We start from the raw sequence: 12034 nt of genomic DNA, 5'->3' as shown, positions 1-12034 counted from the left end.
ATCCGCGACCGCCGCCGGGCCGTGACCGAGACGCCTCATCCCGGGTCGGTGCCGTCGAGGGGTCGGAGGGTGGCGGCAGTCTCCAGAACCAGGGCATGGACGAACGCCTGGGGAATGTTGCCAYGCAGCTGGCGCTGAGTGACATCGAACTCCTCGGCGTAGATGCCGGGCGGCCCGCAGGCGGCGCGGCCACGCTCGAAGTACCGCCGGGCCTGATCGTGCCGGCCGGCACGGTGGTAGGCCAGCGCCAGCCAGAAGCCGCACAGCAGGAAGGCCCCTTCGGCCACCCCGAGCCGGATCCCGGCATGATCGAATCGGTAGACGTAGCCGTCGTCGGTCAGCTGCTCGGCCACCGCCCGCAGCGTCGCCACCGACACCGGGTCGCGGACGTCGACCGCTCCCCGCACCGCGGGCAGCAGCAGCGCCGCGTCCACCCGCGGGTCGTCGGTCGCCCGCTGCCAGCGCCCGCTCGAATGCCGCATCTCCTCGCGGGCGGCGCTGAGCAGCCGCCTTGCCAGCGCCCGCCAGCCGTCGGCCTCCCCCACCCCGGCGCCGTCCACGCCGGCCAAGGCGAGCAGCCCTGCCGCGCAGGTCAACCGGCTGTGCGTCCAGTGCCGCGGCTCCAGCTCCCAGACCCCTGTGTCCGGGATCCGCCAGCGTGCCGCGATCACCCCGGCGGTCACCGCCGCGGCCCGCCGGGCGTCATCGGTCAGCCGGCCCCGCCGCGCCGCGGCCGCCAGCAGCAGCGCCGCCTCCCCGAAGACGTCCAGCTGGAACTGGTGGCCGACCTTGTTCCCGACCACGTCGTCGCCGCCGGGGTACCCCGGCAGATCGAGTCGGCGCTCGTCCGGGATCGGGCCACCGCGGGCGGTGTAGGCCGGACGCAGGTTCGGGCCGTCCGCCAACAGCCGTTCGGTGACGAACGTGACGGCGTCGTCGAGCAGCCCGTCGAGGCCGGCCCGCGCGGCCGCCAGCCCCGCGTAGCACTGATCTCGGATCCAGACATACCGATAGTCGTAGTCGCGGCCCTGACGGGCCCGCTCGGGCAGGGAGGTGCTGGCCGCGGCCACCATCCCGTGCCCGCCGCCGGTCAGCCCGCGCAGCACCGCGACCGCGTGCTGAGCGTCGCGGACACCGGCCAGGCTCGACAGCTCCGGTACCGCGGACCGCCAGGCCCGCTTCGTCTCGGCCCACAGCACGTCCGGGACCGGACGGTCCGCCGGCAGCTCACCGAGCTCCAGCACAAGATCGAGACAGTCGCCGGCCCGCACCAGGCRCTCCGCGACGAGACTGCCACCGCCCGCATCATGGTCGATCCGGGCGACCGCCGCGAGCCGTCCCGACCAGCGCAGCTCCAGCTCGCCGACTCGCCCGCACCAGGCCTCCACCCCGTCCGGCCCGTCCAGCCCGTCCAGCCCGTCTTGCCGCAGCCCCGCCACCGCCCGCCGGCCGAACCCGGGACGCGGATCCAGCGTCACCCGCACCGGCACGGTCCCCTCGACCCCGAGAATCCGGCGCAGCAGCACCGCACGGTGCCGCCGCCCGGGGAGGGCGAGAGCCTCCCGGCACTCCGCCACRCCCGCCCGCGTCACCCACCGGCTGTGCCAGATCAACGACCGGTCCTCGTAGTAACCGCCCCAGGTGAAGGCGGTCGCCGGAGTCACCGAGTAGGAGCCGGCGCCACCGATCAGCGTCGAGAACACCGCGTCGTCCGCCCACGAGGGCACGCACATCCAACACACGCGGCCGTCCGGGCCGATCAGCGCACCCCGTTCCCCGTCCGCGAGCAGGGCGAACTCACGCAGCGTCGGCACCAGCCCCGGATTATCGTCCCGCTCGCTCCGCTCCGCTGTCATCGGCGCGTGCCCTCCACATCCGGCATGCCCACCCCCTTCCCTGCCCCGCCACTCCCCGGACCGGGCTGTCACTCCCTCGGCTGTCGGCACGACGTAGGGGTTCCGCTGCCGGCACGACAGCTGCCGACACGGCACCTCGGCACGGCACAGGCCGCGATGCCCAGGCGCTCGATCGCCGGCACAGCGGCTACCTCCCGAGGTAGGGGCCCGAGGTAGGGGATGGCCTCCCCGGGCGGGGTGGCGGGAACGGGCAGATCGCAGGTGGGGAAACTACCTGCGGGCGGCGTGCGGGAGGTGCTCCCTCGCCTCCTGCCACTTGCCCTTGAAGCCCTGCACGGCGATGCCGACGGCCTCTGGGTCGCCCTGCAGGAACGCCCGGGCGGTCTTGCGCATCTGCTCGGGCCGGACGTGCGGCGGCAGCGGCGGCACCTTCGCGTCGACAACGACCTCAAGCACAACCGGCCGGTCCGCAGCCAGCGCCTGTTCCCACGCGGCACCGATCTTGTCCGGCGAGTCGCAGCGGATCCCGGTGAAACCGAGGAGCCGGGCGAAATCCGCCGCCGGCACATACGGGATCTTCTGCGTCTCGACATTGATCCGATCACCCGCCATCACCCGCTGCTCGTAGGAGACCTGGTTGAGGTCCTCGTTCACGAACACGGTGAACACCAGCCGCGGATCGGTGTTCATCCTCTCCCAGTACCGCTTGACCGTGAACAGCTCGTTCATGCCCAGCATCGAGAACGCCCCGTCGCCGACGAACGCGATCACCGGTCGTTCCGGATAGGCCAGCTTCGCCGCCACCGCGTAGGGCACTCCGGGCAGCATGGTCGCCAGGGTTCCCGACAACGACGCCTTCATGTCCCCACGGATGCGCAGGTAACGGGCCCACCAGGTGGTCGCCGACCCGGAGTCCGCGGTGAGGATCGCGTTATCGGGCAGTCGCTTGTCCAACTCGTACGCGACGATCTGCGGGTTCATCGGATCCGCCCGCAGCCTGGCCCGGTCCGCCAGCACCCGCTGCCAGGTCGCCACCTCCCGTTCGATGAACCGCCGCCAGGAACGGTCCTCCTTGCGGATGAGCAGGGGAATCAACTGGCGCAGCGTCTCGGCCGCGTCGCCGACGAGATGAACATCCATCGGATAACGAATACCGATCATCCGGCCGTCGATATCGATCTGGACGCCGGCGGCCTGGCCCTCCCGCGGCAGCCACTCCGAGTAGGGGAAGCTCGTCCCGACCAGGAGGAGCGTGTCGGCGCCCATCACCATCTTGTGGCTGGCTTCGCTGCCGAGCAGCCCGATGGGGCCGGTCACGAACGGCAGGGTATCGGGGAGCGCATCCTTGCCGAGCAGGGCCTTGGCGACACCCGCGCCGAGCAGGTCGGCGGCCTCCGTCACCTCCTCGCGGGCKCCGGCCGCCCCTTGCCCGATCAACATCGCCACCCGGCGGCCCCGATTCAGYACGGCGGCGGCGCGGCGCACCTCGTCCGGATCCGGCAGGATGCGTGGTTTCGTCCAGCCAATGCTGGTCCGCACCGCCCCGTGCTCATGCGGAGGCTCGGTGTACTTCTCCTCCTGGACATCCTCCGGGAAGATCAGGCAGACCGGCGCCCGRCTGGACAGCGCTGTCTTCATCGCCCGATCGACGAGATGACGGGCGCTGGGCGGGGCCATGCAGTACTGCACGTACTCGGTGACGTCCTTGAACAGCGAGATCAGATCGATTTCCTGCTGGTAGTGGGCGCCGAGGGAGGTCCGCCGCTGCTGGCCGACGATCGCCAGCACCGGCTGATGGTCGAGCCGGGCGTCGTAGAGACCGTTGAGCAGATGGATCGCCCCCGGGCCGGAGGTCGCGACACACGCGCCTACCTCACCGGTGAACTTGGCGTGCGCGCAGGCCATGAACGCCGCCATCTCCTCGTGCCGGGTCTGCAGGAACCCAGGATCACCGCCGGCCCGGTCGAAAGCCCCGAGGAAGCCGTTGATGCCGTCCCCGGGATAGCCGAATATGCGGTGAACACCCCAGCCGGTCAACCGCTGCAGGACATAGTCCGCGACCTGTGACATAGCTGCGCTTCCCTCCCACCCATCGATCAGCCGACCGCCGCTCGCACCAGCACCGTGAGTCTGGGTATGGACGGTGCACGCCACCGTCAAACCCGTTCGTCGCGGCCGGTCCCGGCCGGTCTCTCGTGCCGTTGAAGGACCGTCGCCCGACGCACCGACGTCATTGTCAGCCGAATGTAAGGTTCGTTCCCGAGTCATGCCGRCATCCCGGGGCAGGAACAGGAAGATGACAGGCGACGCGGAGTCGGCGCCCGGGCGGAGAGCGACCCACGGGYGACCCACGGGCAGTACCCGGCACGCAGGGTCCCCGGCACGCACGTTCGGGGCGGGACCGCATCAGTCCGCATCAGTCCGATCCGCCCAGGCCCGCCCTCGAACACCTAGATCCGTCCCCGAACAGGCGAGAGGAGCAACATGCGTGTCCTGCTGGTTCATCCCAGCGCGCTGATGTACTCGAAGATCTTCCTACGGCTCGAACCGCTGGGGCTGGAACGGGTGGCGGCCGCGCTGCTCGCCGCGGGCCACGAGGTGAGCATGCTCGATCTTCAGGTGGAGAAACCGGCCGCCTACGCGCGCCACCTGCGAAAGTGCCGTCCCGACGCGGTGATGTTCGGGGTGAACTATCTCGCGAACGTCCCCGAGGTCATCGAGTTCGCGCACCGGGCGAAGCGGGAACTGCCCGACTGCCTGGTCGTGGCCGGCGGCCACAGCGTCTCCTTCATCGCCGAGCACCTGCTGAAGCAGTGCGACGGCGCACTCGATGTGGTCGCGCGCGGCGAGGGCGAAGTGGTCGCCCCACGCATCCTCGAAGCCGACCGCGCCCGTCTCGCGGACGTCCCGGGCGCGGTCACCGCCGACGGGGCGGGCCCGACCCCGGCCCTGCTACCCGGCCTCGACGAGCCGCTACCGGCCCGCCATCTGCTGGCCCACCGCCGCCGCTACTTCATCGGGGAACTGGACCCGTGCGCCTCGGTCGAGTTCACTCGCGGCTGCCCATGGGACTGCTCCTTCTGCAGCGCCTGGACCTTCTACGGCCGCAGCTACCGCCGCCTCTCCCCGGACGCGGCCGGCGAGGAACTGTCCGCCATCCGGGAACCGAACGTCTTCATCGTCGATGACGTCGCCTTCATCAGGCCTGAACACGGCATGGCCATCGCCGATCAGGTCGAACGCCGAGGGATTCGCAAACGGTACTATCTGGAAACCCGTAGCGACGTCCTGCTGCGCCATCCCGAGGTGTTCGAGCGCTGGCGCCGCCTCGGCCTCGAATACATGTTTCTGGGCATGGAAGCCCTCGACGCGGACGGCTTGGACCTCTACCACAAGCGGATCTCCCCGGACGAGAACATCCGCGCCCTCGAAGTTGCCCGAAAGATCGGCATCACGGTCGCGGTGAACCTCATCGCCGACCCGGACTGGGACGAGAAGCAGTTCCGTCTCGTCCGCGAATGGGCGTTGTCGGTGCCGGAAATCGTGCATCTCACGGTGTGCACCCCCTATCCGGGTACGGAGATCTGGCACACCCAGTCCCGGCGGCTCACCACCCTGGACTACCGGCTGTTCGACATCCAGCACGCCGTCGTCCCMACCCGGCTCCCCCTCGACCGCTTCTACCGCGAGCTCGTCGCCACCCAGGCGGTCCTCAACCGCAAACACCTGGGCGCGAAGGCGCTTGCCGCGACCGCCCGGATCGTCGCCGCGAACCTGGCGCGTGGCCAGACGAACTTCCCACGGATGCTCTGGAAATTCCCCCGGGTCTACAATGCCGGCCGGCTGTACGCCGAGCACCAGCATCCCGCCCGCTACCGGCTGCCGGAGCCCGTCCCCGCGGCCATGACCCCGCGGCGGCGCGAGCTGTACGTCCATCAGCCCGCCGCTCGCCACCCAGTGGCGAGCAGGGAACGGGAGAGGACCGATCCATGACGACCGGGAGGCGGTCCTGCCGCTGAGGCTGCCACGGTCTCGGCTACCGCGGTCGCACCGGTCAACGGTCGTGCCCGCCCAGGTCAACGGGTCGTGTCCAGGCGAGCGAGCCAGTCATTGTACGCCCGCCAGCTCGCCTCATCWTCGTCGAGGTCGACGGATCGCGCCCGGGCGGCCGGTCTGGCGACCACCATGGTGGTGGGGGCGGGTTCGTGGCCGGTGTGGGTGGCAAAGGTCGCGGTACGGGCCCGTTCCAGCCAGCTCGAACGGGCCCGGCGCACCGGCTCGGGTTTACGCGTCCATACCCGAAACAGCAGCACGATGAGCACAACCATGATCCCGTCACCGACGACCCACATGATAGCGCCGCCGGTCTGAGTGTCCAGCAGGGGGCTGCTGCCCCAGGTGTGCGGTGCCATGGCAATCGGGGTGCGGGACTGTAGCAGGACGACGCCGACGAGGGTGTCGACGCCCATGGACAGGATGACGAGCGCGAGCCGGCCGGGCATGGACAACCGCCAGCGGATCGGTTCGTCGCCGACGAGCAGCACGAAGAACTGGTAGCCGGCAGCGAGGTAGAGAACGTGTTCGAGCTGGCCGAGCCAGGGCCGGGCCATCGCCTCGTTCATGAAGCCGGTGAGGTGGGTTCCGATGATCGTGATGGCGTAGCCGGCGAGGGCGGCGGGCGGGGAGACCAGGACGCTGACCGGCCATGAGCGGATCATCTTACGGACCCTGGTGTGCAGGGGGTTGCCGACAGCGTGCAGCAGGAGGATGAGGGGCCGGCCCGCGACGAACAGCGGTGGYGCCACCATGATCAGCATCAGATGCTGGACCATGTGCATGCTGAACAGCGCTTCATCGTAGACGCCGACGGCGCTGCTCGTCGCGAGGACCACCACCGCGACACTGGCGAGGTGGGCGCAGGTGCGGGGCCAGGGCCAGGACCGCGCGGGATGGCGGGCGCGGACCCGGGCGACGCCCCACAGGTACAGGACAGTGACCGGCACGAGGAAGGCGAGCGCGGCCGCGTCAAGCTGCCAGGTGTCCACCAGACGCGCCGGGGTCAGCGGGGGCGGCCCGTCGCCCTGGCCCCAGCGGCACCACGAAACCGGCAACAGGGGTGTCGTCGGCTGGCGGCGGGTCCACCAGGTGGCCGCGGCCGCCGCCCCCGCCATGACAGTGACAGCGGCCAGCGCGACCCGGGCACGGCGCCCACGCCTTCCGCGCTCGCCGAGATCGATCAGAGATGAGGTGTCCCGGGTCATGGTGTCTCCGCGAGGTCGGGGTGCGCTCATGCGCCATCGAGGAGCTGCTGAGCGAGGAAGCCGCCCGGCGGCGGGGCGGGTGGGATGGCGAACAGGGCGTTGGAGGTATGCCGGATGAAGGTGCTCAACGCGTCGGAGGCGGCGAGGGCGCGCTGGACGGGAACGAAGGCGGTACGTGGGTCGGCCTGGTAGGCTTGGAAGAACAGCCCCGCGTCCGGTTCACCGGTGGCGTCGAGGCCGTCGTCGTAGGAGTAGCCGCGGCGGAACATCGCGACGCCGCCGTGGAACTGCGGATGGGCCAGTCGGATGTGGGCGTTGACGGCGATCGCGGGCCGGCCGTCGGCAGTGCGGGCGGCGAAGTCCGGCGCTGTCGTCTCGCCCCCGCCCTGGTCGGCGGGCGGGGCGGACAGCGGTGCGCCATYGGACTTGCGCCGGCCGATGACCTCGCTCTGCGCCGCCTCGGTCAGCCGGTCCCAGCTGTCGAGCAGCATGCGGATCCGCCGGCAGACGACGTAGGTCCCGCCTCGCATCCATGCCGGCCCGTCGGCGGCCCACACCGCGAGGTCGAACTGTGCCGTGCCCGGCCGGGGATTGTCGGTGCCGTCGACCTGCCCCATCAGGTTACGCGGGGTGGCATCGGGGTCGGCGGCACCGGCCGCGGTGCGCTGGAACCCTCGCTGCACCCAGCGGGGCTGGACGTACGCAGCGGCGATGCGACGCAGTTGGCGGGCCGCCGAGTAAGCGACCATCGGGTCCTCCGCGCAGACCTGCACGGCGAGGTCCCCGCCGCCACGGGCCGCGTCGATCCGGTCGCCGGGCAGGGCAGGGATGTCCGCGAGCGGACCGGGAATCCGCGTGTCGAGGCCGGCGCGGCGCAACGCTGACGCGCCGAGCCCGACGGTGACCGTCAAGGCGGCCGGCCCGAGCCCCGCCGTGTCCCGCTCGGCGCCGGCGGTCGGTTCGCCGCGCATCAACACCGCCGAGGCCGACGTCCAGGTCCGCAGCAGCGCGGCGAGGGCGGATCGGACCGCCGTCGGCTCGGTCGAGATCAGGTCGTAGGCGGTGAAGATCAGATGCGCGGGGGCCCGTTCGGCGATCCCGGGCTGGTGACGGCCGTCACCGGCCACGGCGGCCACCGCGGCGCGGCGAGCCGCCTCGACCGGGTTCGGCCGGTCCGGTAGCAGGCGTTGCGTGCCCAGGGCGACCCCCGTGCCGAGGACGACTCCGCCACCGAGGCCGAGCAGCCCGGCGCCGCCCAGCAGCCGACGGCGGTCCGGCCCCGGCCGTCCGCGCTCGTCGACCGGCGCGGCTCCCGGGCTTCCGGTCGGCACGTCGGTCGGCGCGTCGCCGGTCACGCGTCGCCCCGCAGGAGCAGCGGGAGGTCATGGGCGTAGTCGGCCACCGGGGTGCCGGCGAGGTAGACGACACGCGCCTGGCCCTTCGGCGTGAATGCCAGGACCTGAGCACCGTGGTCCACGGTGTAGCTCCCGTCGGCCTGCCGTCGCGGCGGCTCCAGCGGCACCCCGACGCTGCGCGCGGCGGTGTCGATGGTCTTCACGTCACCGGTCAGGCCGACGAAGGTGTGGTCGAACATGTCCAGCCAGTGGCGGATCACCGGCGGGGTGTCCCGCGCCGGGTCCGAGGTGACGAACACGACGCTCGTCTGCCGGCGCACGGCCGGGGAGACCTGCGTCAACGCGGCGGCGAGATCGGCCATCGTCGTCGGGCAGATGTCCGGGCAGTGGGTGTAGCCGAAGAACAGCAGGGTGAGCCGGCCCGCGGCATGCGGGCGCAGGTCGTAGGGCCGCCCGGCGGTGTCCGTCAGACGCAGGTCCGGCATCGCGATCGGTGCGCCGAGCGTGGTGCCGCGGATCCCCGCGCTCGGTGACGTGGATGCGCCGCGCACCAACGGGCCCGCCGAGGAGCCTCCCGAGGAACAGCTGGAGATCGCTACGAGAGCGACGAGAAGGACGAGGGGGAGGACGGGAACGAGGAATGTCCGGCCGGGAGGAAGGAACGGGCGGTCGGTCCCGGCGGGGGTGGACAGGCCACGGCGGAACCGGGTGGCGCGAGGCGCCGGCATGTAGGGCATGGGAGAACTCCAGACTGGGTACCACCCCGGCGACAYGGTGTGACGCGAACCCGTCACTTTCGGCGATGATTCGGATGAGATACCCCAGGGGATCTCCACCCGGCCCGGCCGGGGCGGAACCGTGCCCGGCGAGATGGGCAAGCGCGGAGAGGGCCACGCATGTGCCGGCGAACACGGTTGTTCGCATCACGCGTGCCCCCGCTCCGGCGGACGCCTCCATGCCGTCAGAGTGTAGGAGCCTTCCCGACCGAATGTTCTACGTGACGTCGAAGATTTGGGTCGAAGATTTTGTCGGCCACCCGCGAAGGCCGGTCAGGTCCAGCCGAGGGCCGAGGCGTCCCGACCGGATATCGCCGCCGGTTCGCCGCCGGCGTCCGCGAAGGCGCGCAACGCGCCGACCAGGCTGCCCCGCACGTCCGGAGCGAGCCGGGCGACGATCGTCGCGATCTCGGCCCGGCGCCGGGCGGTGACCTCGTCGACGAGGCGCCGGCCCGGCCCGGTCAGCTCGACGATGACCTCCCGCCGGTTACGCGGGTTGCCGACTCGGAGGATCAGCCCGGCAACGACGAGCCGGTCGGCCATCCGGGTGGCCGTGGAGGGGTGCACGTCAAGCGACTCGGCGAGCTCCCCGGCGCGTTGCGGTCCACGCCCGGCGAGCACGACGAGCATCCGGAACTGCGGCAGGGTGACATCCTCGCCGACGGCGGCGATCGAGCGGGCCGACACCGCCACCAGCAGCCGGGATGCCGTCAGGACCGCATCGGTGACCTMGTCGACGTCCACGCCCGGCACTCCCGCGGGGTCGGGAACCGAGGGCGGCAGGGCGGAGCCATCCGGCGGGCATGCCATGTCACCGTTTTACCGCGCAACGCGATCTCTACTCGGACCGGATCATGACAAGCACAAAGCAACAGTTGTATGGTGCAAACATGCCGGTGACGTCACGCGGGATCTCCACCCGATGGGCAGCCCGTCCGGAGATCTACCAGCACCGAGCCGGCGCCGTCCTCGCGGCCCTGGCCGTCGTGATCGGCGCGGGGGTCGGGCTCGGCGCGGTCGCCTTCCGCGGGCTGATCAACCTCTTCACAGAGGTGTTCTGCGGCCGGGCGGACTGCTCGGTCGGCGGACGGCTGCCCAACCCCCACATCCCGGACCTGGGTTTCTGGTTCCTGCTGGCCGTCCCGGTGATCGGAGGCTTGGTCTACGGACCGCTCATCCACCGGTTCGCCCGGGAGGCCCGCGGCCACGGAGTCCCCGAAGTGATGTCCGCCGTCGCCGAACGCGACGGCCGCATCTCCCCCCGCGTCTCGGCGGTGAAGTCACTGGCCTCGGCGTTGTGCATCGGTGCCGGAGGGTCGGTCGRCCGGGAAGGCCCGATCGTGCAGATCGGCGCGTCCCTCGGGTCGGCTCTCGGCCAGCTCCTGCGCGTGCCGGGCCGCCGGCTGCCGATCCTCGTCGCCTGCGGCGCCGCCGGCGGCATCGCCGCCACCTTCAACGCCCCCGTCGCCGGCGTCCTGTTCGCCCTGGAGGTGATCCTGCGGACCTTCACCGCCGAGGCCTTCGGCGTCGTCGTGCTGGCCGCCGTCACCGCCAGCGTCATCGGGCGCGCCGCCTTCGGTGACACTCCCTTTCTCAGCCTGCCCACCTTCGCCCTTCACAGCCAGGGCGAATACCCCCTGTTCATCCTGCTCGGCGTGGTGGCCGGCCTAACCGGCGTGCTGTTCACCCGCCTGCTCTATCTCATCGAGGACCTCTGCGACTGGGCCTGGYGCGGCCCCGAATGGCTACGCCCCGCTGTCGGCGGCCTGCTCCTCGGCACCGTCCTGCTCGCCCTGCCCCAGATGTATGGCGTCGGCTACCCGGTCCTCGAACACACCGTTCACGGCGGGTACGCCCTGTGGTTCCTGCTCGTCCTCATCGGCGGGAAGATCGTGGCCACGAGTCTCACCATCGGCATCGGCGGCTCCGGCGGCGTCTTCGCCCCGTCCCTGTTCATCGGCGCGTCCACCGGCGCCGCCTTCGGCACCCTCGCCCACCATATCGCCCCGGGCACCATCGCCCCTGTCGGGGCCTACGCCCTGGTCGGCATGGGTGCCGTCTTCGCCGGCGCGGCCCGCGCGCCCATCACCGCCGTGCTCATCCTGTTCGAGCTCACCGGCGAGTACACGATCATCCTCCCCCTGATGACCGCCGTCGTCGTCGCCACCCTGACCAGCCGGCTCCTGAGCACCGACACCATCTACACCCTGAAGCTGACCCGCCGTGGCGTCGACCTCGACGCCTCCCACGACCTGCGCCGCCTGCGGGCCATCCCGGCCACCGCCGCGATGCGGTCACCGCCCCCGCCGGTCCCGGCCGGCGCGCTCCTCTCCGAGGTCGCCGCCCTGCTCGCCGGCTCGCCGTTCCCCGCCCGCCCCGTCACCGACGGACACGGGCACTACCAGGGGATCATCACCACACCGGCCGTCACCCACGCCCTCGAGACCGACGCCCGGGCCGAGCAGCGCGCCGCTGGCGACCTCGCTGTCCGCCCTCCCGCCCTCACCGTCGACGACAGTGTCGCCACCGCCCTGCATGCGCTCACCGACGACCCCGGCGCCCCGGGCCTGCCCGTGCTCACCAGCGACGGCCATACCGTCGCGGGATGGGTCACCCACCAGTCGGTACTTGCCGCCGTCTACCCGCCGCCGGCCRAAACGGGCGGGACGCGCACCGAACCGGTCCAACGCGTCGACGAACACCGCCTTCAGGGTCAGGTCACTTTTCCCGGTGAGATCACTCATCGCACACGCTCCAGGACACTCGCATAGTTGGCGACCGCCAGG

The 12034-nt window shown here is 71.4% G+C and carries 8 protein-coding genes; 2 read left to right on the top strand and 6 right to left on the bottom strand.

All coding sequences use genetic code 11. The annotated features are described in order from the left end of the window. Nucleotides 1–35: 35 nt before the first annotated feature. Entirely contained in the window at nucleotides 36–1856 is a 1821-nt protein-coding gene (locus tag Manayef4_RS16300) for a glycoside hydrolase family 15 protein (RefSeq protein ID WP_070132150.1), read from the bottom strand. 270 nt (nucleotides 1857–2126) lie between these two features. Beyond that, nucleotides 2127–3926, bottom strand: a complete 1800-nt coding sequence (locus tag Manayef4_RS16295) for a thiamine pyrophosphate-requiring protein (RefSeq protein ID WP_011436905.1) — start codon at nucleotides 3924–3926, stop codon at nucleotides 2127–2129. Nucleotides 3927–4340: 414 nt separating this feature from the next. On the opposite strand from Manayef4_RS16295, the gene hpnR reads away from it, so the two are divergent. After that, complete coding sequence (gene hpnR, locus Manayef4_RS16290) at nucleotides 4341–5849, top strand: hopanoid C-3 methylase HpnR (protein WP_011436906.1); 1509 nt, start codon at nucleotides 4341–4343, stop codon at nucleotides 5847–5849. A gap of 83 nt (nucleotides 5850–5932) precedes the next feature. Here the strand turns inward: hpnR and Manayef4_RS16285 are convergent, their stop codons facing one another. The 4 genes from Manayef4_RS16285 to Manayef4_RS16270 all read right to left on the bottom strand — a co-directional run bounded on the left by Manayef4_RS16285 (nucleotide 5933) and on the right by Manayef4_RS16270 (nucleotide 10058). Then, a complete protein-coding gene (locus tag Manayef4_RS16285; RefSeq protein ID WP_070132149.1) occupies nucleotides 5933–7117 on the bottom strand; it encodes a cytochrome c oxidase assembly protein in 1185 nt (394 codons plus the stop codon). 26 nt (nucleotides 7118–7143) lie between these two features. Then, nucleotides 7144–8472 (bottom strand): Dyp-type peroxidase, encoded by a 1329-nt coding sequence (locus tag Manayef4_RS16280; RefSeq protein ID WP_070132148.1) that lies wholly within the window; start codon nucleotides 8470–8472, stop codon nucleotides 7144–7146. Continuing rightward, nucleotides 8469–9209 carry an SCO family protein gene (locus tag Manayef4_RS16275; RefSeq protein WP_011436909.1) on the bottom strand — a complete coding sequence of 247 codons (741 nt, stop codon included), beginning with the start codon at nucleotides 9207–9209 and terminating at the stop codon, nucleotides 8469–8471. Before Manayef4_RS16275 ends, Manayef4_RS16280 begins: the two co-directional genes overlap by 4 nt. 312 nt (nucleotides 9210–9521) lie before the next feature. Beyond that, complete coding sequence (locus Manayef4_RS16270; RefSeq protein WP_070132147.1) at nucleotides 9522–10058, bottom strand: MarR family transcriptional regulator; 537 nt, start codon at nucleotides 10056–10058, stop codon at nucleotides 9522–9524. Nucleotides 10059–10138: 80 nt separating this feature from the next. On the opposite strand from Manayef4_RS16270, the gene Manayef4_RS16265 reads away from it, so the two are divergent. Next, nucleotides 10139–12019: a chloride channel protein gene (locus Manayef4_RS16265; protein WP_070132146.1), complete on the top strand. Its 1881-nt coding sequence runs from the start codon at nucleotides 10139–10141 to the stop codon at nucleotides 12017–12019. Nucleotides 12020–12034 lie beyond the last annotated feature (15 nt).

It is taken from the genome of Frankia sp. CgMI4, from assembly GCF_001756285.1.
Taxonomy (GTDB): domain Bacteria; phylum Actinomycetota; class Actinomycetes; order Frankiales; family Frankiaceae; genus Frankia; species Frankia casuarinae.
This window is presented reverse-complemented; position numbering and strand designations above follow the sequence as displayed.